Source organism: Polyangium sp. y55x31, assembly GCF_029946505.1.
In the GTDB taxonomy this organism is placed as follows: domain Bacteria; phylum Myxococcota_A; class Polyangia; order Polyangiales; family Polyangiaceae; genus Polyangium.
The window spans coordinates 25,115-47,979 of the sequence record NZ_JARZHG010000039.1 but is presented as its reverse complement, the minus strand read 5'-3'; the positions used below and the strand labels follow the sequence as shown (position 1 = coordinate 47,979).

General features: G+C 69.4%; 14 protein-coding genes. 8 read left to right on the top strand and 6 right to left on the bottom strand.

The annotated features are described in order from the left end of the window. Positions 1–16 precede the first annotated feature (16 nt). The 8 genes from QHF84_RS40875 to QHF84_RS40840 all read left to right on the top strand — a co-directional run bounded on the left by QHF84_RS40875 (position 17) and on the right by QHF84_RS40840 (position 12,091). The gene (locus tag QHF84_RS40875; RefSeq protein WP_281319005.1) at positions 17–1,651 is read left to right on the top strand and encodes a hypothetical protein; all 1,635 of its coding nucleotides are present in this window, start codon (positions 17–19) and stop codon (positions 1,649–1,651) included. A gap of 6 nt (positions 1,652–1,657) precedes the next feature. Then, on the top strand, positions 1,658–2,239 hold the full coding sequence (locus QHF84_RS40870) for a hypothetical protein (RefSeq protein ID WP_281319004.1): 582 nt from the start codon (positions 1,658–1,660) through the stop codon (positions 2,237–2,239). A gap of 9 nt (positions 2,240–2,248) precedes the next feature. Continuing rightward, a complete protein-coding gene (locus QHF84_RS40865; protein WP_281319003.1) occupies positions 2,249–3,868 on the top strand; it encodes a type VI secretion system baseplate subunit TssF in 1,620 nt (539 codons plus the stop codon). Then, positions 3,865–4,491, top strand: coding sequence for a DotU family type IV/VI secretion system protein (locus tag QHF84_RS40860; protein WP_281319002.1), 627 nt, complete (start codon positions 3,865–3,867; stop codon positions 4,489–4,491). Before QHF84_RS40865 ends, QHF84_RS40860 begins: the two co-directional genes overlap by 4 nt. A gap of 12 nt (positions 4,492–4,503) precedes the next feature. Continuing rightward, the gene (locus QHF84_RS40855; protein WP_281319001.1) at positions 4,504–4,857 is read left to right on the top strand and encodes a hypothetical protein; all 354 of its coding nucleotides are present in this window, start codon (positions 4,504–4,506) and stop codon (positions 4,855–4,857) included. A 21-nt stretch (positions 4,858–4,878) separates the two neighbouring features. Beyond that, positions 4,879–8,427, top strand: a complete 3,549-nt coding sequence (locus tag QHF84_RS40850; RefSeq protein WP_281319000.1) for a hypothetical protein — start codon at positions 4,879–4,881, stop codon at positions 8,425–8,427. A gap of 10 nt (positions 8,428–8,437) precedes the next feature. Further along, positions 8,438–8,893: a type VI secretion lipoprotein TssJ gene (locus QHF84_RS40845; RefSeq protein ID WP_281318999.1), complete on the top strand. Its 456-nt coding sequence runs from the start codon at positions 8,438–8,440 to the stop codon at positions 8,891–8,893. Positions 8,894–8,986: 93 nt separating this feature from the next. Further along, entirely contained in the window at positions 8,987–12,091 is a 3,105-nt protein-coding gene (locus QHF84_RS40840; RefSeq protein WP_281318998.1) for an MYXO-CTERM sorting domain-containing protein, read from the top strand. Positions 12,092–12,109: 18 nt separating this feature from the next. Here the strand turns inward: QHF84_RS40840 and QHF84_RS40835 are convergent, their stop codons facing one another. From QHF84_RS40835 to QHF84_RS40810, 6 genes are all read right to left on the bottom strand, one after another. Continuing rightward, positions 12,110–12,802 (bottom strand): hypothetical protein, encoded by a 693-nt coding sequence (locus tag QHF84_RS40835; protein ID WP_281318997.1) that lies wholly within the window; start codon positions 12,800–12,802, stop codon positions 12,110–12,112. Positions 12,803–12,906: 104 nt separating this feature from the next. After that, positions 12,907–14,556, bottom strand: coding sequence for an OmpA family protein (locus QHF84_RS40830; RefSeq protein WP_281318996.1), 1,650 nt, complete (start codon positions 14,554–14,556; stop codon positions 12,907–12,909). Between the two features lie 32 nt (positions 14,557–14,588). Then, positions 14,589–15,569, bottom strand: coding sequence for a hypothetical protein (locus QHF84_RS40825; RefSeq protein WP_281318995.1), 981 nt, complete (start codon positions 15,567–15,569; stop codon positions 14,589–14,591). A 69-nt stretch (positions 15,570–15,638) separates the two neighbouring features. Then, positions 15,639–17,372, bottom strand: coding sequence for a hypothetical protein (locus tag QHF84_RS40820; protein ID WP_281318994.1), 1,734 nt, complete (start codon positions 17,370–17,372; stop codon positions 15,639–15,641). A gap of 26 nt (positions 17,373–17,398) precedes the next feature. Further along, complete coding sequence (locus tag QHF84_RS40815; RefSeq protein ID WP_281318993.1) at positions 17,399–22,414, bottom strand: CHAT domain-containing protein; 5,016 nt, start codon at positions 22,412–22,414, stop codon at positions 17,399–17,401. Further along, positions 22,411–22,800 (bottom strand): DUF4280 domain-containing protein, encoded by a 390-nt coding sequence (locus QHF84_RS40810; RefSeq protein WP_281318992.1) that lies wholly within the window; start codon positions 22,798–22,800, stop codon positions 22,411–22,413. Before QHF84_RS40810 ends, QHF84_RS40815 begins: the two co-directional genes overlap by 4 nt. Between the last annotated feature and the right edge of the window lie 65 nt (positions 22,801–22,865).

Sequence of the window (22,865 nt, the reverse complement as noted above, 5' to 3'; positions counted from 1 at the left end):
CCTGCGGAGGCGGGCCTTGAAGGAAAAACTCGAAATCACGCTGGCGCTCACGGTCGGGGGGACGGAGCACACGATCCCGGGCGGCAACGTGCGGGGTTTTTCCTTGCGCATGGAAGCGTGGGGCGTCTCGGGCTCCGTCGAGTTCGTCATGCAGGACGACTCGTCGTGGGGCGGGAAATACACCGACGACCTGCTCGCGGATTTCGTGAAGGCCGATCTCGGCGAGGTCTCGCTTTCGATCAAGCCGGGGCACCTCGAAACGGACACCGAGGCGGACGACGCGGAGATCACGACGAGTGGCCTCGTGCTCGAAAAGTCGGTGCGCGAGGAGACGATGCAGCGGGTGATGGACGAGCCGGCGGTGCTCGTCCGGCGCTACCGCGTGACGTTCGTGGACCCGGCGCAGGCGCTCTGGCGGCAGCATTTTCCCTGCGCGCTTTATACCGAGACGACGTTCAAGGACGTGATCGAGGCCCACAAGGGCGACAAGATCAGCCTGACCTACGATTGGGACGTCATCACCACGACGGCGTCGCAGATCTTTTTCCACCTCGATCCGGCCGCGCGATCGAGCTTTTACGATCTCGTGATCTGGTACGTGCGCCACCGGAACGGCGTCTTCACGTACGACCACGCCGAGGGCACGTATTCGATCAAGGGAGCAAAGGATACGAGCGGGGAGGCTTCGGAGCTTTTGCTCGACGATCTCTCCTCCATGACCTCGTTTTTCCCCGAGGTCCCGCGTTACAAGCCGCGCGTCCTGAACTCGTACACGGAGAGCACGGCGACCGAGCTCGTCGACAACACGAATGCCGCCACGGGCATGTATCGCGACACGCTCCTTCGCACGCCGATCGCGCAAGACGTCGACGATCGCGTCACCCTGGAGACCGCGCGGCCCCTCCTGCCCAAGCGCGAAGTCGAGCTTTCGTTTCGACGTTTTCCCACGGTGGCCGTCTCGCCGGGCAGCTTGCTCGACATCTCCACGAAGGGCGGACACAGCTCGAACCTGATCGCGGCGACCGAATCGTTCCGCGTGTTCTTTCTTTCGCTCGAAGCGCGCGCCCTCGATGACGGGTCCGAGCCGACCTACGGCGACACCGCGGCGAGTTTTTCCGTCGAATGCACGGCTCGCCTCGAAGAGAAGAGCGAGGCGCGTGTTCGCCTGCCGTCCACCGTCGATCCGCGCTTCCCCGGTCACCTCGAAGGCAAGGTGGTGAGCGCCGTCGGGGAAGATACGGACATCACGTACGATTTCGCGACGGACGAGGATACGTCGATCGATCAATACACGGTCAAGATCCCGCTCTTCGAGAACAAGGAGATCACCGCGCCGTACGAGCCGGAGAGCGGGGCGGGGAACCTGTATCTGCCGCTCTACAAGAATCAGCGCGTGCTCGTGGCCCTCGATTTCAGCAAGGCCACGGTCATCCGGATGCTCGATTGGCGCGCCGAGGCGCGCGTGGCCAAGGACGGGCAGGGGCAGCACCTCTTCCTCGGGAAAACCTCGACGAACAACACCTCCGTGCTCCACGATTACCAGGACGAAAAGCCGGTCCTGCGTGTCTTGCGCACGAACGACAAGGACACCGTGCTTCTCCGGCTGGAGGAGGGCAAGATGACCCTCAAGGTCGAGGAGACGGGAGGGTAATCGGTCATGCCGCTGGTCTGCACCATCGAGATGGACAAGACCGCGGGGATCACCGTGACCGTGGTCAACGCCGACGCCAGCATCACGCAGACCATCGTGATGGACGGGACGAAGATCGAGATCAAGGTCGCCGGCGATTCGGCGACGAGCACGATCACGCAGACGTCGGAGAAGATCGCGATCGCCTGCAAGCAATTCGAGGTCACGGCCGACGAGACGATCACCATGACCTCCACGAAGGCGTCGAGCTGGACGAGCCAGGACACGTTTTCCGTGCAAAGCACGAAGGACGCGACGATCGCCTCGGACGCGAATGTGTCGATCTCGGGGGCGCAGAACGTCACCGTCGAGGGGACGTCGAAGGTGGGGCTCACGGGCGCGAGCTCGAATACGTTGACGCTCGAGAGCGCGGGCGCGACGTTGTCCACGTCGGCGACGCTCACGCTCGAAGGGACGAGCCAGATCTCGGCCAAGGGCGCGATGATCGAGGCCAAGGCCGATGGCACGATGAACCTCGAATCGTCCGGAATCGCGACCCTCAAGGGCGCCATGACGAACGTGCAGGGAAACCTGGTGAATCTCGGATAGGAGGGGACGATGGCAGAGGTCGAGACCTTGAATTCGCTCTTCCTGGAGGAGCTCTCCGCGCTCGACGCGTTCGCCGCGCGCCGCGAGGCCGAGGGCGCGCTCTCGCTCGGGGCCGAAGATCCCGACGTGCGCCGGATCCTCGAAGCACAGGCGTTTTTTTCGGCGAGGACACGCGCCGCCGCCCAGCGCGCGACGGCCGCGGCCGTCCGTCGAATCGCCGCCGGCACGCTCGACGAGCTGCTCGTGCCGGCGCCCGCGTCAATGATGGTCGAATGCGTGGTCGGCGAGGAGCGCGTCGAGCCCGCGGTCCTGCCGCGAGGCACGCTTTTCCGCGCGATGTCGACCGAGGGCAAGGTCGGGCTTTTTGCGATGATGCGACCGCTCGCGATCCTGCCGATCGACGTCGCGGGCGCGCGGCTCGTCGAGCAGAACCGGCGGCTGTTCGTGCGGATCCGCCTCCGCGCCCGGCGCTCCTGGAAAAACGCGGCCACGCTCTCGTTTTACGTGCGGCGCCTCGACGATTATCGCGCCTCCCTCGCGCTGCACGATGCGCTCTCCCGCCACCTCACGCGCGCCTTTGCCGTCGCCGGCTCGGACGGGCCCGAGATCACCTGCCGCGTCTCCTTCGGCGCCCCGCGCGCGAGCGCCCTCGAAGACGGCGACGACCGCGGCTCGCTGGCCCGCATTCGCTCGTTTTTCCACCTGCCCGAGCAGGAGCTTTTCGTGCAGGTCGAGGTGCCGCAGACCCGCGCCCCGTGGGACACGCTCGACCTCTTCCTGGAGCTCGACGAGGAGTTCCCCACGACTTTGTCGGTCTCGAACGATACGTTCCGCTTGCACGTCGTGCCCGTGGAGAACGCGTGGGTCGATTTCGCCGAGCCGATCCTCTGGGACGGCACGCGCACGACGGCGCCCGTGCGTTCGCCCTCGCCGCTGCTCGAAGGCGTCGAGCCCGCGGGGGTGCGCGGGGTCTACAAGGCCACGGATCGTGGCCTCGTACCGATTTTGCCGGCGGCGCTCGCGCAGGACGGCGATACGTACGAGATCGAAGAAGGCGACGGGGTGACGGAGCTCAAGCTCTCGATCGACGGCGCCTTCGAGCAGCCCTGCAAGGTGCTCGCCGAGGCCCGTTTTTCGCAGCCGGTGCTCTGGTCGGCGTCGCCGGGCAAGCTCGCGCTCGGCTTGCAGACGCGGCATTTGCCGGGCGTCTCGTTCCGGCTCGTCGGCAGCATGCGCGCGCCCGCGGAGAGCCCGCTCGCGCGGGATGCGGCGCGGTGCCTCGACGTGCTTTCACTCCGCATGCGGCCGGCGCTCGGGCGGCGGGACCTCGTGGGGATGCTGGAGATCCTCGGCGCGAGCGGGGACGGGGCGTATCGAGGGTTTGCCACGCTCGTCGACGAGCTCGATTCTCGCGAGGCGCCGGATCCGGCACGGCGCGCGGGAGGCATTCGTCGCGTGTATCGGCTCGCGGTGCGGCAAAGGAGCCCCGAGGAGGCGCCGCTCGTGCGTCGGCTCTCGGCGCAGATCGCCGCGCTGCTCGACGCGTGGACGGAGGAGCCCGTGGACGTGGAGATCACGACGCGCCCGATGGCGGGCCAGCGCGCGCTGTCCGGAGGGACGAAGCCATGAGCGCGACGGGCACGCTCGATACCCGCGCATTCGCGGAGATCGTCGCCTGCATCGAGGATACCGGGCGGATCCTCGACACGGCCGTGCGAAACAACAGGACACGTGACGTCGAGGCGCTCCGGGCGAAGCTCCGGAAGAGGCTCGACGACCTCGACACGAAGCTCGACAAGATGGTCTCGCCAAGCACCATGGAGGGCGTCCTCGTCCCGCTCGTCGTTTTCCTCGACGAACGCGTGCAGACGCGGCTCGCGCGCGAGGGTGATCCCGAGAGCCCGCCGTGGCCGCTCCTTCAATGGGACCTGCTCGGCGAGACCGACGGCGGCGACGAGTTTTACGAACGCGCGGCGCTCCTCACGCCCGAGAGCAAGCCCGAGCCGCTCGTGGTCGCGACGTACCTGCATTGCCTGGAGTGTGGTTTCGTGGGCCGTCATTTCGACGAGCCCCAGGAGATCCGCGCCTGGAAGGAGAAGCTCGCGCGGTGCCTGCCGCGGAGCGAGGCCGCGCAGAAGACGACGGCGGCCCCCACGGTTCGGGCCCGGCCTGCGCTGCGGTACGCCCTCCTCGCCCTGGGCGTCGCGGCAGGTTTTCACGCGGTTTTTGCCCTCGTCAGCCTTCTGTGGTGAAGTGCCGAGGGAATGGCGGCCGGAGGCAAGGAGAGCGATACGCAGTCCTCGCTGCTCGCACGATGGCGAGCGAGTGGGCGGCGTCCGTCCGCGCCCCCACCGCCTCCCCGGATCGAGGTCGACGCCGCGCCCCGCTCGCCGCCTCCGCCGGACGCGGCGGCCCTGCTCGCGGCCGTCGAGGCGGGCGCCGCGGGCGTCGTGCCTCCGCACGTGCTCGCGCCGTTCGTGAAGCCCATCCGCGAGGCTCTCGCGTTGCCGCCCGAGGCGCGGGATCCGAAGGCGCTCGCGCTCGCTTTCGATCGGGTGGAGGAGCTACTCGAGGCCTTTCTCTTCGCCGGGCGACGTGCGCCCGCGGCGGGGGGGTAGGGCGGCGAGGAGGCGCGCGCGATGCAGCAGGCCGCAACGCAAGTCGCGTCCTTGAACCCCTGGGTGATCGCCGCGATCGCCCTCGTGGGGGTCTTGCTGCTCGTCCTCGGCATTTATTTGTTCGTACGGTCTCGTAAGAAGTCCGGCGAGGAGGCGCCCAAGGCGCCCTCGCCGCGTTCGCTCGGCCGGACGTGGGACGAATTCGTGCGCCGCCTGCCGGAGAGCGTGCAGGGCGCGCCGATCGTCGTCGTGCTCGGGGAGCGTCGGGCCGGGAAGACGAGCGTGATCCAGACGGGGCTCGCGCGCTCGGGTTCGGCCTCGCAGGTCGCGCCGAGTGATACGTCGGATGCGCGGCTCTCGATGTTCGCGGGCCAGCACGCGCTCGTGCAGGAGATCAGCGGCGAGCTGCTCGAAGACACGCGGCCCGAGGCGCGCTCTTCGCTCGCCGATCTCTGGAAGCCCATCGCGCTCCGGGTGCCGGTCGTGCTGTTCGTGATCGACGCGCGCGCGCCTTCGTTCACGCCCGCGGGCCTCCGGCGCCTCGGCGCGCTCGGGCGGGACGTGGTCGATCGTCTCACGTCGCTCCGGCGCGGGCGCGCGCCGCGGGTGCGCGTCGTCCTTTCACACCTCGACGAGCGCCTCGAAGGGTTCGTCCCGCTCGCGCGCGTGGCCGAGGACGAGGGCCACGCGACGCAGACCTTGAAGCCCGCGGGCCGGCGCGCGGCGGACCTCGAAGGGCTGCTCGCGCCGCTCGACCCTTGTTTGTCCTCGGCGATCAAAACACTGCCGGCCGCGCAGACGGCGGCGGTGACGAAGCTGCTCGCGGGCGGCGGGGGCAGCGTGTTCGCGGCGCTCGAGCCGTTCCTCGATGCATTCGTGGGGAATGCGACGCAGGTCGCGACGCCCGCGCTCGACGGGATCGTGGTTTCGGGTTTGCCCGAGGGCGCGGACGCGGGGATGGTGGGCGAGCCGCTCGGCCTCGACGCGCAGGCGGTGCAATCCGATTTCAATGCGCACGAGCAGCGGCGGACGCTGGGAGCGCTGGTCGTCGGGGCCGCCATTGCGGGGCTCATCGGCGGGCTGTATCTGTGGCACTGGCAGGACGTGAAGGCCGTGTCCGCGCAGGTCGCGGGGTTTTCCACGCTGCGCCCGCCGCGCAACGTGGAGATCGATCGGGCCGAAGGGAAAGCCGCGAAGGCGCTGCGAGCGGCGCTCCGGCCACGCTGGTGGCCTTTGCGATTCGCGTATCCGAACGCAAAAGAGGAGATCGACCGGCCGCGGACCGAACGCGACGGAGGCGGCGAACGCGAGCAGTTCCTGCGGCAGATCCGCGACGTGTATCTCCTGCCGGCGGCGAGGGCGTCCTCGCTGCCGGTGCGGCTTTATGCGGTGGCGCTGCTCCGGGCCTCGGAGGAGAACGATCTCGGCGAGCTCGCGCTGCGCGACAAGGAGACGTTCGCGCGGGTGCTCGAGGTGCCGGAGAGCGTGGTCGGCGATTACGTGACGTTCTCGTATTCGCCGTGGCGAGGGGCGATCGAGGGGCTCGACCAGGGCATTCCGCGGGGCGACTGGGAAGGGTTTCTGGGTTCGCTCGACGAGTCGTTGAAGAAGGGCGCGGTCCCGCCGGGCGAGATCGGCGCGCTCTCGGAGAGCGCGCGCAGGCTCTCGGATGCGCTGCGCGGCGTGGATGACGCTCCCTCGCAGAAGGAGCTCGAATCCCTGCTCCGCACGGAGAGCCCGGAGGATGCGGACAAACTGCTCGGCCCCGGAGGGAGCCATCAAATCCCGGACTGGGCACAGCAGAAGAGCAAGGAGCTCGAAGGGCTGCTCGGCGAGGTCGACGGCTCGAAGGTCGAGGTGCCGAGCGCGGAGAACCGGACGCTGCGGCAGATCGTGGGTGATCTCGAGGGGATGAAATGCCCCGCGGGGGATGCGGCCTCGAAGGAGACGTATCCGATCGACAAGAACCGCGTCTATCGCGCGGAGGACTGGGATCGGCTCGTCGCGTCGAGCAAGTCGTCGGCGTACGTGAAGGCGTTCGTGGACGATGTCCGCGCCAAGCAGCGCTCGCCGTTCTTCGGGCCAAACCAGACGTTCCCCGCGGTGGGCGCGAGCGACATGCCGGGGCGCGGCCCGAGCCGGCCCTTGCCCGGGCTCTACACGGTGCGGGCCGTCAATGACGAGCTCGTGCCCGCGTTCACGAAGCTCGACACCGCGCTCACGGGGGCGTGCGTGCAGCAGACGGAGCGCGACGAGCTCGCGCGGCTCGTGCGCGACGGGATGGACCAGTACGCGACGGCCTACCAGAACGCGCTGTTTTCCTACGTGCAGGGCTTCGGCTTCTCGGCGGGCTCGCTCGCGTCGCTCCGGACCGATCTGCAGGACATGGCCACGCCGAGCTCGTGGTTCGGTCAGTTCTGGACCACGGTGGCGGAGAATGCGGCGGTCGATCCGGGGAGTGATCCGAACCTCGCCATCTTGCGCAATGCGCTCCGCTCGTTCGATCCGATCGTGGCGCTCCAGCCCGAGAAGGGCAAACCCGTCAATCTCGACAAGTATTACGCGATCCTGACCCCGCTCATCGCCTCGCTGGAGGACGGGCCGCTCCAGGCGGCGGGCGCGCCGCTCGGGGATCGTTTGCCGCTCGTGGGGAAGCTCGGTTTGTCCCTGCTCGACCCCGACCCGAAGCACCCGATGCCGCAGGTCAAAGCGTGGCTCGACGCGGCGCGGATTCCCGGCGGGGACATGCGGAGGCCTTTCCTTCTGCCGGTGAACCAGGTCTACGAGTACGCCCTGACGAACGTCGAGAAGGCCGTCGAGAAGATCTACAAGAGCGAGATTCGTCCGCTCGGCGAGCCGCTCTGGGCGCGGTTTCCATTCATGCCGACGGCGAAGGTCGAGGCGCCGCCGAGCGAGGTCGATTCGGTCTTCGGCGTGAAGGGCACGATGCGCCTCGCCTTCAACGACGGCGTGGCGCCGGCCGCGCGGCGGAGCGACGGCGGGGCGTGGGTGGCGAAGCGGCCGCTCGATTATCGCGCCGTCGTGCTCCCGAAAGAGGCGCTCGAGGTCGGCGGCTGGTTCGATGATCTTTCGAGCCTGCTCTGGGACGAGGCGGGCAAACCCAAGGCGATCGCGCTTTCGGTGCGGCCGCATGCGCTGCCGAAGGTGGAGCGCGATGATCGCGTGGCCGTGACGATGTCCTCGCTCAGCGCGGGGGAGACGACGGTCGCGGGGTTCAATCAGGCGCCGGCGTGGAAATCGCTGCCCGTGCCCTGGTCGACGTCGACGCCGGCGATCGTGAGCGCGGAGCTCACCGACCTTTCGAGCGGCGGCAAGACGTCGCGGTCCGAGGAGGGGACGGGCGACGCGTGGCAGACGCTCCGGCTCGTTTGCGAGGCGCCGGCGTGGCGAGGGTCGACGGTGTCGTGGATGCTCGGCGCGCGTGTGGCCTTCGATCTCGGCTCGGATCCGTGGGACGTGCTGCTCCCGCCGCCGAACCGCGGGTATCGTTGCCCGTCGCGGCCGCCGCCCTCCACGACGCTAAGTGGACAAGCCTCGACGCCTCGTTGATACTGCGCTCGTGCGAGGTCACGCCTCCCTCTGCGGCCTGACCGCGCTTCTCGCCTCGGCGCTCGGGGCCGGCTGCGCGTCGTCGAATGCTTCCCAGGTGGAGCTCGTGCTCCGCCCGGCGGCCGACGCGAATGGCGCGCGCTCGGTGTACGTGCTCGCCCGCGCCATCGACGAAAAGACGTTCGGCGCGGAGTCGTACGAGTCCGTCGCGGCACGGGTGACCACGCCCGACGAGTCGGTGCAGAAATCGGTGGTGGTGCTGCCCGGGCAGACGAAGGTGATCAAGCTGCCGGTGCCGGAGAAGGGGACGCTCGCGATTTACGCGCTCCTCGAACGGCCGGACCGCGACGCGTGGCGGGTGCTCCTGTCGTCACCGCCGCCGGAGAAGATCGAGGTGCGCATCGAGCGGAGCAGGTTGTGCCGCGTCAGCAAGTCCGGCGAGACGTGCGTGCCGGGCGCGCCCTGACGCACGCAGCACGACCCCGCGAATCGATGGACGTGGTCGCGATTCTTTGAGATTCTTCCGAGCCGGCCGACGGCCTCGACGCTCGGAGCTCGTATGCAGATTCGTCCTCTCGGTAGGCATCTCGCGATCCTCGTTCCTCTCGTCCTCCTCGGCGCCGTGGCGCAGGGGTGCCTTGGCTGCGGCGAGGCCGAGCCGGCGGCGATCGTGGAGCTTCGGACCCGCTTCCCCGGGGAGGCGCCGCGCGTGCTTGCGGGCGAAGAGGCGTTCGTCGTGGGAGACGAATCGTTTGTCTTCCAATCACAATCGGAGGGGCTCGGGGCGCGCCTGCCACGCGAGGGCGACGGGGCGGTCGTGCTCGTCTTGCCGGACGGCGCGGAGATCCGCGTGCGCTCGCCCGGGATGCGCGGCGCGGGGGCGAAAGCCGAGGGCGCGGTCGTGTACGGGCGCGAGGGGGGTTCGTCGTTCTGGACGGCCGCGACCGGAGGAATCGAGGCGTGGCTGCTCCTCGGGCCCGGGGTCGCGGAGGAGCGCGTCGTGGCGACGTGGGACGTGGAGGGGGCGACGCCGCGGCAGGACGGGGGAGCGGTCGTGCTCGTGGACGAGCGCGGCGTGGTGCGCGTGCGGGTGACGACACCCGAGGCCCACGCGGCGAATGGGCGCGAGGTGACGGCGCGGCTTTGGGTGGACGAGGCGCGTGTGGCGCTCGGCGTGGATGCGGGGGGCGAGGCGGCGCTCGCGGGGATTCGCTGGGCCAAAGAGGCGCCGCGGGCCGGGGCCTCGAAGGGAGATGTGCCGGCAGGCGATCGTCCGGGGGAACCCTCCTCGCCGGAGGTATGTAACCCGTTCGATTGCAATGACGATGACCCGTGCACCCAGGACCTTTGCTTCGGGGACTTTGGGTGCTTCAATGTACCCGTGTCGGACGCCCCGTGTGACGACGGCGCGAGTTGCACCACCGCGGATACGTGCGTGGAGGGGATCTGCGTCGGTACCGTGGACTGTCCGGACCCAGGCGTCTGCAAGTCGGGCGTGTGTGACGCCTCCGGCGCTTGCGCCGCGCAAAATGATCCGGACGACTCGACCTGTGACGACGGCAATGCGTGCACGGCGAACGACGCCTGCAAGAACGGCGTTTGTCAAGGGATGCCAGCGGTCACCTGCATGCCGCTCGATCAATGCCACAACGCAGGGGTCTGCGATCCGCAGACGGGCCAGTGCTCGAACCCGCCCAAGTTCAACGGCACGCCCTGCAACGACAACAACGTCTGCACGCAGAACGACATCTGCTTGAACGGCGCGTGCATGGGCGGCCCGCCCGTACCGTGTCCGCCGAGCGATGCATGCCACGACCCCGGCGTCTGCAACCCGCAGACGGGCCAGTGCTCGAACCCGATCAAGCCGAGCGGCGCGCCCTGCAACGATAGCAACCTCTGCACGATGAACGATTCGTGCCAGAATGGGATCTGCGTCGGCGGCCAGCCGCTCGCCTGCCAGGCGCAAGGGCCGTGCAGCGATCCCGGCGTGTGCAATCCCGCCACGGGGATGTGCACGAACCCGCCGAAGCCAAACGGCGCCGCCTGCAGCGACAACAATGCCTGCACGCAGGCGGATTCGTGCCAGGGCGGCGTGTGTACCGGCAGCGCGCCGGTGGTTTGTGTGCCCCTCGATGCCTGTCACGATGCCGGGACGTGCAACCCGCAGACGGGCCAGTGCTCCACGCCGATCAAGGCGAACGGGACGCCCTGCAACGACAACGACGCCTGCACGCTGGCCGATTCTTGCCAGGCCGGGGCTTGTTTGGGCAACCCCATGACCTGCCAGGCGCAGGATGCATGCCACGACGTGGGGGTATGCAATCCGCTGACGGGCGTGTGTTCAAATCCCGTGAAGCCGAACGGGGCGCCGTGCAATGACGGAAACCTCTGCACGCAGAACGACGCCTGCCAGGGCGGCATCTGCACGGCGGGCCCATTCCTCACGTGCCAGCCGATCGACGATTGCCACGCCGCGGGCGCCTGCAATCCGCAGACCGGCGCGTGCTCGACGCCCGCGCTGCCGAACGGCACGCCGTGCAGCGATGGCAATGCCTGCACCCAGGCGGACGCTTGCCAGGGGGGAACGTGCGTCGGGGCGAACCCGGTCATGTGCCCGCCGCCGAACGCCTGCCAGAAGTCGGTCTCGTGCAACGCGCAGACGGGCCTCTGCACGTACGTCGACAAGGACGACGGCGTCCCCTGCGACGACGGCAATCCCTGCACGCAGAACGACGCTTGCGCGCAAGGCACCTGCGCCGGCACGCAAAAGAGCTGCCCGGCGCCGGACCAATGCCACATCGCGGGCGTGTGTGATCCGCTCACGGGCGCATGCACGGGGACGCTGCCGGACGGCTACACGTGCGACGACGGCGATCCTTGCACGGAGAACGACGCCTGCCAGGCGGGGACCTGCGCGGGGGCGCAGAAGTCCTGTCCGGCGGCCGACGCATGCCACGTCGCGGGCATCTGCGACCCCGCGACGGGCGAATGCAACGGCACGTTGCCCGACGGCATCGCCTGCGACGACGGCAATCCGTGCACCGACGCGGACGCCTGCAAGGCGGGTGTCTGCACGGGCGGCACCACGAAAGCGTGCCCGGCGCCCGACGCGTGCCACGAGGACGGCGCCTGTGATCCGGCGACCGGCGCGTGCGTCCATCCGAATCAGCCGAATGGGCTCGTCTGCGACGACGGCGACGCGTGCACCACGCTCGATCTCTGCAAGGACGGCGTGTGCACGGGCGGATCGCCGGTGGTCTGTCCGGCCCCGGGCGCCTGCCAGACCGGCGAAGGGACGTGTGATCCGGCGACGGGAGAATGCTCGTTCACCGCGGCCGAGGACGGCACGGCTTGCGACGACGAGAATGCATGCACGAGGATGGATACGTGCCAGGCAGGCGCGTGCACGGGCTCCGAGCTCGTGGAATGCCTGCCGCCGCCCGACGATTGCCACGGCGACGGCGTCTGCAACCCGCTGACGGGCATCTGCGATTACCCGCTGAGCGGCACGGTGTGTCCCGATCAGGGGTCGATTTCGAGCGGCGGCGGATGCGCGTGCCGCAGCGCGGGCGGCCCAGCCTCGGAGGCGGGCGAGGGCGGCTGGTTCCTCGGGCTGGTCCTTGCCGGGGCGTGCGTGCGCCGGCGGCGTCGGCGCGTCGCCTGAAGGAGGCGAGCGCCTCATTTATTCGTGGAGCTCGATTTCCACCGTGTCGGCCACCTCGGGCCACCAATTGGGCTCGTTGTCCGTGTGGCAACTGGAGCACTTTTCCTTGATCTCGCGGTCGATGGGCCCCACGAAGGGATCGAGGGTGACGTCGCAGAGCTGGCCGTTGTTGTCCGGATCGATGTGGATGCCCATGAATGGGAGCTCGTTCGTGTTGACTTCGACGACCTTCGGGGTTCCGTCGTCGTTCGTGAGGCCTTCACACGGATATTCGCCCGGAGGAATGGGCGAGACGGCATTGAACGGAGGCGTGCCGCTGCTGCAGCTCACGGCGACGCGTTGCACGTTGCACGCGGCGGGCACCACGCCGGTCGTGACGACCTCGGCCTCGCAGCCGCATCCGGTGGCCGAGCTCAGCATGGATTCGAGCCCCACACCCGGGCCGTAGATCCAGGCCGCGGTGAGGCAGGCGAAGGCCGGATTCGAATTCACGTTCGTGACGCACGGGGGCGGCGGAGGTGGAGGTGGAGGGGGCGGCGACGTGGGGTTCGTGGGCACGATCGTGATGCCCTGGATGTCGCCCGCAGGGGCGTCGCCGATTCGCACGTCGCCTTCGTCCCCGGCGGAGAGGCACGCGGTCGCGCCCGCGCAGGTGGCCGCGAGCAAGAGGAGGTGGGTGAAGTGAAAGCGGCTGAAAATGGGCGTACTCATTCCGAGGGTACGCCCATCGGCCTCGGCCGGATCCACCCTGGGGCTGAGCATTGGTTTCATCTCGAAGCCGCTTTGCTGGGGCAGCGCCCCAGCGCAGTGGCTTCCTACGGCGCCGGCGTGACGCCGGAAGGGGAAGGAGAAGGAGGCGCGGGCGACGGCTTTCTCTCCAGGATGACGAACGTCGCGCGTCGGTTGCGTTGCCTCCCCTCCGGCGTCGTGTTCGTCGCGACCGGGGCGTTCGGGCCGAACGCCTTGATGACGATGCGCTTCGGGTCGATGCTGCGGCGCACGAGCAGGTCCCGCACGGCCTGGGCCCGCTGCAGGGCGAGCGCGTCGTTTCGAGGTAGAGTGCCTCGATTGTCGGTGTGGCCCTGCACCTCGATTTTCGTGATCTCGGGGTGCTGGAGCAGCACCTCGGCGACCTCTTCGAGCATCTGCCGGGACGAGGCGCGCAGGGTGGCCCGGCCCGTGTCGAAGAGGAGATCACGCAAGAGGACGATCTCGCCGTCCGTGACCCGCACGGCCTCGGGGCAGCCGTTTTTCGCGGCCGTGTCGCTCGGCGCGCCTTTCTCCTCGGGGCAAGCGTCCACGTCGTCGCCGAGGCCGTCGCCGTCGGTGTCGCCCTTCGAATCGGGCCGATTGTCCCGGTACTGTTCGAGCAGCGCCGCCTCCTCCTCGTCGTCGAGCGGGCAACCATTGCGGGTCTCGTCGCTCTGGGGAATGCCGTAGACCCGCGGGCAGGCGTCCTGATCGTCGATGACGTCGTCGCCGTCGGCGTCGTTCGCGCGCTTGCGGTACACGGACGGGCACCCATTCTCGACGGCGTACACGCTGCGATCGCCGCGGACCTCGGGGCAGGCGTCCCGATCGTTCAAGATCCCGTCTCCGTCGCTGTCCCGCAGGCGCTCCGAGAGGAAGGGGGAGTAGGCGACCATCGCGACCACGCGGAACAGAGGCGTGCCGATGCCCTCGCTCAGGCCGGCGCCGATGCCCATGCCCGCCTCGAAGTCGTCGAGGAACCGGTATCGGCCCTGGAGCGCGAGCTCGATGTTCCGATTCTGGCTGCTCGCGTCGAGGAGCACTTGCGAGATGTCGAGCTCCGAGCCGATTTGCAGGGCGCGGTCCTCCCCGAGGAGGATCGCGATGCCGGCCCCGCCGGTGATGGCCGTGCCCATCACGACGCCGTCCTCCGTCGCGCGTTTGTCGCGGATCTCGGGGCCCACGGCGAAGGACCAGACCCAGCGGTCCCCGAGCTGTCCACCGAGGAGGAGCTGCGGCAGGCCACGCACATAACTATCGGTGACGTACGCGCCCGTGCCGGTGGGGATCCAGAAATAGCCGCCGATGCCGATCTGCAAGGGATCCTCGTACCCGCCGTAGATGCTCACGCGGGCGCCGAGGCGGATGTCGCCGAAATCGGCGGTGGTCGGCGACGTGTCGGCGTCGCCCGTCTGCAAGAGCGCGGCGGGCACGTCGAGGTTCACCGAGAGGCGATTCCACATCGAATAGGTGGCGTTCGCGTGGAGGAAGAGCTGCCGGCCCACGATCTCCGACGCCGTGACGCCGTCCGTCGTCTTGAGGACGTACGGATTGCGAGCGTAATCGACGAGCAGCATGCCGTGGAAGGTGAAGTCCCCGGCGGCATAGGGGGACTGCACGCCGAGCATGCGATCACCGGCGAAGGCGGGCTGGAACCGGGGCAGGGCGATGTCGTCCGCGCGCGCGGGGGCGGCGAGCGCGAGGAGCGCGGCCATGGAGACGGCGAGGCTTCGCGGGGATGGGCGCACTAGATTCGAACGTAACCGATGTTCAGCTCGTTGTCGTCGGTCGTCGTGGGATACATGTGCATCGACCACGAGGCTCCATTCCACGAGTACTGGATGCGGACATAATCGCACGCGTCGTTCGTGTCCGTCTTCGAGCTCGTCGTGACGATGGCGTCGTCGGGATTCTCTTCTTTCTGGAGTCCGAAATCCTTCGCCGCGTTCCAGATGTCCTCCAGGGCGCTGAGGTCCGACGCCTTCACTCCCTTGAAGACCGTGCCCTTCCTCCCCTTGTAGCCATAAAAGCCACCGCCGACGTGCTTGCCCTGGTGTTGCTCGAACCAGACCGTCTCGCCGTCCGTGTCCCTGAAGCTGACGACGCCCGCGGATTGGTCCTCGTTCTCCGCTTCGATCAGGAGCTCTTCGAGCGCATCTGCGAGCAAGTCTTCGCGGACGTCGTAGCCGTGCCTCTCGGCGTAGTTCGACAGGAAGGCGATCTTTCGGTCCTGTCCGTCGATCTCGTCGATCTCGCTGAGCTCGTCGTCGAGCGCGCGGAGGACGAGCTCCTTCACGTCTTCCATGTCGCCGTCGCCGAGACGCGTGATCTGCAGCCGCCCGCGGAACTCCGCAATTCGTTGCACCGTTCTCGTCGGTCCGCTCGCAGCCTTCGCCTGAAGGGTCGTGGCCGGGTGCGGCAGGCGTCGCGGGGACGCCATTTTCGGCTGCGCGGCGTGTTTCGACAACGTCGCCGGATGGGGCTGACGGGGGGACGTCGCGGGCTTCGACGTGGCCGATTTCGGCTGCGCCGCGCTGGGCTTCGGGACCGTCGCCGGATGGGGCGCGCGCGGCGGGCTCGCCGTCTTGGGTTGCGCGGCTCGATCGCCGGGCAAGGTCGCCGCATGCGGCGGGCGCGGCGTGGCCATCGGCTTCGGCTGCGCTGCGCCGGGGCGGTGCGCGGTCGCGGGGTGCGGGGGGCGAGGGGCGCGCGAACGATCGTCGGGCATGTGGATCTCGAGGCGTGAGGCGACGCTCCGAGCCTATGGCATGTCGCGAATCACGGCCAACTGCTCGGCTCAGCCGTGCCCGAGCGATCCGCGCCCGCCCTTCTTGTACCGGTCGAAGAGCTTGCGCAGCTCGCCGAGCTCGATGCCGTATTCCTTGGCGATCTCCTTGTGCCCGCGCTCGCCCACGAGCATGTGGCCGAAGGCCTCTTCGAGGCGCTCGAGCTCCATGGGGAGCGCCACGGGTTCGACCTGCGCGATCGGCAACGGTGCAGGGGCGGGGGTTTGCGTGGGCGCAGGCGCAGGCGCAGGCGCGGGCGCTTGTGCCTGGCCAAACCCGAAAAGAGTCGCCGCCGTCGGGGCCGGCGCCTCGACGGGAAGGTTCTTCTGCGCCTTCGGGACACGCAGGCGCACCGCGGGATCGCCGAGGAGGATGTAGCCGGAGAGGTCCTGCCGGAGCATCCAGAGGTGCCCGAGCCGCACCTCGTCGCGCCGGCCGCCGCTCGCCTCCTGATCGTAGAGGCTCGTGAGCTCGGTGTTCGCCTGTTCGAAGAATCGCACGAGCTCGCGGAACGCGACGCCGACGCGGTCGCCGCGCACGAGGGAACGCACGACCGACATGAAGCGCGCCGGGCGGGCGATCGGCGTGCCCGCGTCGCGCTCCTCGAAGCTGTAGGTCCAGGCGAGATCGACGTGCCCGAGGAATGCGAGGGGGCCATTCGGGTTCGCCAGCGCGGCGCGGGGCAGCGAGGCGACGAAGGGCGGCGCATTGCGAGGGAGAGCCTTGAGCACCTCTTCGGCCTCGCCACCGTAATGGCCGAGCCTTTGCAATCGTTCGAGCCAGTGGCGATAAGCGCTCCGATCCGGCGTGCCGCCGCCATAACAGGCGACCATGAACCAGATGCCGCCCGGCGCGAAGGGGCGCTCGCCGAGGTCGCTCGCGGCGAACGTGCCCTCGCGGCCGAATCGCATGGCCCCCTGGCGCGCGCGTTGTTCGGCGAAGCTCTTCCAGCCCTCGCGCGGGGCGCCCGCGCCGTGGCTGACGCTGAAAAGCACGCCCGGATCGGGGCGCGAGGCGACCTCGAGGAGCTCGTCGGGGGAAGGCGCGTCCATGCGCCCACGCTCTTCGAGGGTGCTCGCGGGGAATTGCCCGGCATCGAGGCGCTGGCGCACGAGATCGAGGCCCGGACGCACGAGCGCGCGGTACGTGGCCGCCGTCGCCGCCGTCCCGTCGTGCACCGTGTAAAACGTGGCGTGCGGGGGCGAAGCGAGCGCGGCCGCGCGCTCGGCGGCGAGGATTTTGTGGACATAGGCCTCGTAGCCGCGTTCGTCCGGGAAAGCGAGCCGTCCGACGAACCCGTCCGATTGCTGGACCTGCTGGAGCGCGAAGGGGACCTGATCGAGATCGCCGAGGATGAGCTGATAACGCGGCAAATCGACGGCGAGGTCGGCGCCCCGATCGAAGATGTCCTTGCGCCAGCGCGCGGCGGCCGCCATGTCGAGGCGCGCGGGCGCGCGGAAGATCTTGATCGCGTGCCCTCCCTGGGCCGCGCGGCGCGCTTCGAGGAGGGGGCGTACGAGCTCCAGCAATCGATCGCCCGTTTGTCCTTCCGGTGCGATCACGCCCCAGCGCTGGGCCGTGAGGTCATCCGGGTCGTCGCCTTCGTCCCAGAGGTGCGTCGGGCCGGGGCGCGCCTCGGGGCGCTCTTCGTGCTCCGCGGCCGCGTCCGTCGGCAAGCCGCCTTCGAGAAAGGCGCTGCCGTCGTCGTCATGGCTGAGGAGGAGGTGGAGGGCATTCGCAGGCATGGCGTCCTCGATTCACACGGACGGTATCATTTCTTGGAGCTGAGCGAGCCGGTCTTCTCGTCGCGCGTGCAATTGTCGGGATCGAGGCCCTGCTTCTCGGCGCAGGCGCGGCAGCCTTTTTCCGCCTCCGCCTTGTCCTCGGCCAGGTAGCGCTCGCGGAGCGCAGCGGTGGCGCAGTCGTCATTGGCGCGGTCGAGGCTCGCGATGATGGCGTCGGGCTCCGCATCCCAGCGCTGGAGAAAGCCCCGCGCGTCCACGGTGAGGATGCCTTTGCCCTTCACGTCGAATGCGGCAATGGGAAAGGTGGACGCGGAGCCCGCGAGGGCGAATACCTGGCCGGAGCCGTCCACTTTCCACACGTCGACGGTGTTGTCCCGGGCGCGCGTGATGACACGCTCGCCGCGCGCGTCGAACAGGACGGAGAGGAGCGGGGCGGGATGCACGAGCTCGACGTAGGTGCCGTCGCGCTTCCAGACGCGCACGGTCCGGTCCTGCGAGGCCGTCGCGACACGCTCGCCATCGGGGGAGAAGGCGACGGCGGTGATGGTGCTGTGATGGCGGCCGAGCACCTTGGGTTTGTCCCGGCCGTCGAGGTCGACCCACCAGGCGCAGCCGTCGTCACGGCCGAGGACGATTTCCCGCGCGCCCGGGCGCAAGCTCCACGCGACGGAGGTGAAGCCGCCCGCATTCGCGGAGACGTGCTTGCCCGACGTGGAGGCGCCGGGATTGTCGCATTTCTCGGCGGAGACCTGGAGCGGGACCGGGGGGCGCTCGGGTTTGTCCGCGTCCCATACGAGCGGCGCACCCTGTCCCGCGACGCTGACGAATCGGTCGCCGCTCTGGTTCCACGCGAGCGCGAGGATCGACGCGTGGTGTTGTGGAGGGAGCAGCCGCGAGGGGAGCGGGGGGAGCCGCTCGCGGGAGGCGGGGCGCTCTCCGATGGTCGTGATGGCGATGTTGCCCGCCTCGTCGCCCGTGAGGATGCTTTTGCCATCCGGGCGCCACGCAGCCGTCAGGATACGCCGCTTTCCATGGGAGAGGAGGCCGAACGGGTGAATGCCGTCGTAAAACTCGGCATTCGGGTGCACGTCGTACACGGCGAGCTCGCCCGTGGGCGCGTTCTGGAGCACGCGGTCCTGGGCGGGGCTTTCGAGCGCATACGTGACGTAATGCTCGAGGATCCGCGGGAGGACGGGACGCGGGAGGCGTCCGAGGTCCCAGATGCGCGCGGTCTCGTCCCAGGACCCGGTGACGAGGCGATGGCCGTCTGGCGAAAAGGCGACCGTGGTGACGTCGGCCTCGTGGCCATTCAGGACCGCGACTTCCACGTACGAGGCCGACTCGGCTTCGCACGTGCCGGGCTGTTCGCCATTTTTCGCCCAGATGCGGACGGTGTTGTCGTCGCCGGCCGTGGCCACGGCGCGGCCGCTCTTCGGATGAAAGACCGCCAGGTTGATCGGGCCCATGTGGCCCCGCAGCACGGCCGTCGTCTTGCGGGTCTCGACGTCCCAGATGCGCGCGGTGCCGTCGTAGGAGGCCGTGACGATCGCCTCGCCGTCCGGGGAAAACGCGGCCGACGAGAGGGGGCCCGTATGCCCTTCGAGGCAGGCGCGGGTGCCTTTTCGGGCATCCCAGAGGCATGCCGTGCGGTCCCACGAGGCGCTGACGATGCGTTTGCCCTCGGGATCAAAATCCAGGGCCGCGACGACGTCCTCGTGCCCGGTAAAACGTTTTTCGAGGACGGGGCCGGTGACCGGGGAGAGGTCCCACATCTCGATGGCGCCTTCGCTCGTCGCCGTGGCCACGCGCGTCCCGTCGGGGGAGAAGACGGCCGCGCAAAGGGATTGGGAGGTGCCGCGGAGCTCGGCCACGACGAGCGGCTCCGGGCCGGAGACGTCCCAGATCTTCGCGATGCCATTCAACGCGGCGGTGAGCACGCGGCGGCCCTCGCGGTCGAAGACCGCCGACGAGAGGGGCGCGCCGTGGGGCAGGTCGATGGGTTTGCCCCGGCCATTGCCGTCCCAGAGGTGGGCCGCTCCGTCCTCGGAGGCCGTGACGAAGCGGCGGCCGTCGGGGGACCAGGTGGCGTGCCACAACTTTTCGTAATGCCCGGAGAGCGTGACCTTCGGAATGGGCAGGGCGAGGAGGGTCTGCGCGAGCGAGAGGTGCCGGAAGTCCGTGCGGAGCTCGGGGAACGGGCCGCTCCGGTCCGACATGACGGATGCGGCCGCGGCGTACTGGTGGCGCGCGACGAGGTTCAAGGCGCCGCCGATGCGCAATTGCTTCTCGGCGATGGCGCGCTCCGCGTCGGCCTGCTTGTGCGCTTCTTCGGCCTTGGCGCGATCCTCGACCGCCTGCTTCCACGAGGCGTCGGCCTCGGCCTTGGCCCGGGTCGTGCGGAGCGCGAGGAGCGTCATGGCGACGGCCACGGCAATCGCCCCCGCGGCGCCGAGGACGAGCTTGCGCCGCTCCACGCGCTGCTTTTCGCGGGCCTTTTCGGCCTCGGTTTCCTCCGCATGCTCGCTCGCCTCGATCATGGCGCGCGTGTCTTCGTCGAGCTCGTCCTCGGCCTGCGCGCGAATTTGCTTGGCATACCCGAGCTGGGCGCCGCGCAGGAGGGCGCCGTGGGCCTTGTAATCGGCGGCCCAGCGTTCGAGTTTGCCCATTTCGATGACGCGCGCCCGATCCTCGGCGAGCCAGGTCGCGAGGCGGTTCCACCGCCGGAGCAGGGCCTCGTGCGCGACCTCGACCACGATGCGTCCGCCCTCGTCCTGCCGCGAGACGAGGCGCGCGGCGACGAATCGCTCGAGCAAGGCCTCGAAGCGCGCGCGCCGCTCCGGATCCGTGGGGAGGATGCGCGCCAAAGGGACGCGGCGGCGCGTGTTCGAGGCGCCGCCCTCGCCGAAATGGGTGAGGCGCGAGAAGAGGCGGCGGGCGAGCTTTTGCGAGGGCTCGTCGAGCTCGTCGACGACGGCATCCGCCATTCGTTCGAGCGCGCCGAACACGCCGCCGAGCTCCTCGTACCGGGCCGCGTCGAGGGTCTTTCCTCGTCGGTTCTGCCAGAGGAGGTCGAGGACGTATTCGACGAGCGGCAAGGCCGTGGGCTCGGCGCCGACCTCGGCGATGATGCGGCCCGCGAGCCCCTGCGAGAGGGCGAGGCCGACCTTGCGCGCGGGCTCCTCGATCACGGTGCGGAGCTGCGCCGGGCCCATCTGCGCGACGAAGACGCGGTGCGCCTCGTCGTAGGCCACGCGATCGAGCCTGAGGCCCGTGCTCGCGTCGAGCACGATCTGCCCGCATTCGCCGACGAAATCGACGCGCATGCTGGTGATGCAATGGATGTTGTCTTCGCCGGAGCAGCGCTTCCAGAGCTCGGCGACGAACGCCTGCCGCTCGGCCGGATCCTGCACGTGGGTGAAGATCTCCTCGAATTGATCGACGACGAGGAGGAATGGAATGTCCTTGTCGCGGCGCGCCGCGAGCGCGGATTCGAGGGCGGCGAGCGGAGAGCCGCCGGGGCGCATGACGACGGCTTCCCACGCGCCGCCCGCGGCCGTGGCGAGCGCCGTGATTTCGCGGTGGAGCACGGAGAGCGCCTGCTGCGCCGCGGCGCCCGGGCTCCTGCGGCCGAGGAGCTGCGCGAGTCGCTCGATGGTGCGCCTGACGTCGTCGGCGTCCGCTGTGTCGACGCGCGTGGCGCCGCGATCGAGCAGGCGCGGGACGACGCCGGCGAGGACCATGGAGGATTTGCCGGTGCCGGAGGCGCCCGCGACCACGAGAAAGCGAGGTTTGCCCGAGGCGGCGAGGGCCGCGAGGTCGGCGAGCGCCTCCTCGATTTCGGCTTCGCGGCCGAAAAAGAAGCGGCGATGGGCGGCGTGGAAGGCGAGGAGGCCGCGATAAGGGCGAAACGCGATCGGGCGGGTATCGCCCTCGTCCTCGGGGCGAGCGTGCAGGGTGAGGCTCGCCCAGTCGAGCCTTCCTGCGCCCTCGCGGAGGAGGCGCTGCCGGGCCGCGAGGAGCGCGCCTTCGACGGACGTGGGCTCGACGAGGAGTTTGTCGTAAAATACTTCCGTGAAGGTAATGGAGCCGGCGACGGAGAGGGGGAAGCGGGAGGCGACGACGGCCTGGATGCCCGCCTGGTGGAGGTTCTGGGCGACGCTGCCGAGGTGATTGCCGATCTGACCGGGATTGCCGCTGTCGCAGGCCGAGAGCACGACGAGGCGAATGCGGCCCGCGTGGGGCGCGAGGAGCTGCCGGAGCTTGCCCGCGTCGAGCAGGGCGCGCTCGCCGCTGCCGTCGTCGGCGTCCCAGGCGAGGCCGTGGGTTTGTCCGACCTGGGTGCCGTGGCAGAGGAGGTGCAGGACATTGATGATTTCGCCCGACGCGGCGGCCTTTTCGAGGGCGCGGGAGAGGCGGCCGAGCGAGAGGTGGTCGATCACGTCGCGGGAGGGATCGAAGGACTGATGTCCTCGCTCGGCGGCGGCGCGGAGGGCATTCGATTGTTCGGCGAGGGGCACGGCGCCGGCCGCGGCGGACCAGCCGAAGAGGATTCGCCCGCCCTCGGGCATGGGCGAGGGATCCTCGGGGCGCGTGGTGCTCTCGGGCCAGGCATAACGAACGAGGACATTGGGCAGCTCGCCGAGGTGCTGGCCGCTCGATTTGAGCGTCAAGAGCTCCCAGGGCAAAGCATAAAGCTCCGCGGCATTCGAGCGGAGGGTGATCCGCACCGGATCGCCGCGCGAGGACGCGTCGAGGATGCTCTCCTCGTGGCGTGCCCAGCCCGCGGGCGCGAGGAATCGCCGGAGGGCGCGGCCGAGGCGCTGGACGATGGCCGGATCGCAGCCGGGGCGGCGGACGGCGTCGAGGTCGGCGAAGAGCGCGGGTGTCCAGTCGATCGTGACGGTCTCGGCGCCGCCGCCCTCGGTGCGCAGGACGTACGTGACCTCGCCGTCTGGCAAGACAAACGATTCGTCGGCCTGCGCGGTGCGGGTGAATTCGAGGAGCAGGTTCCCGGGCGGGGGCGCGGGGGACGGGGAGCTCATCCGCCGGCCATGACCTTGAACTGGCCCGGGCTCAGGATCTGGATCACGCCGCCATACGAGCACATGAGCTGGCAGGAGTTGTGGAGGGTGGGCAGGCTCTTCAGCATGACCTTGGTGCTGCCGGGGATCCACGTGCCGGCGGGGACGGGGACGCAGGGCATGGGGGTGAGGACGCCCAGGGCGGCGGCCGTGGCCGAGGCGACCGTGGGATTCGACATCGACGTGCAAGCGCCGAAAGGCAGGACATTGGTCGCGGCCACCATGTCGGCGATGTTCGCGGCGGAGGCGGTCGCATTGACCATGTTCGCAGGCAGGACCATGATCGAGGAGGGCGCCATGCCGAAGCTGCACATCGCGGTGGCGCCGGAAGCGATTTGAATGGCCATGGGTCACCCGTGCCCAGGGAGGGGCCAGGTGAGCGTAGCCGGGGGCGCGGGGAGGGGGCTAGTTT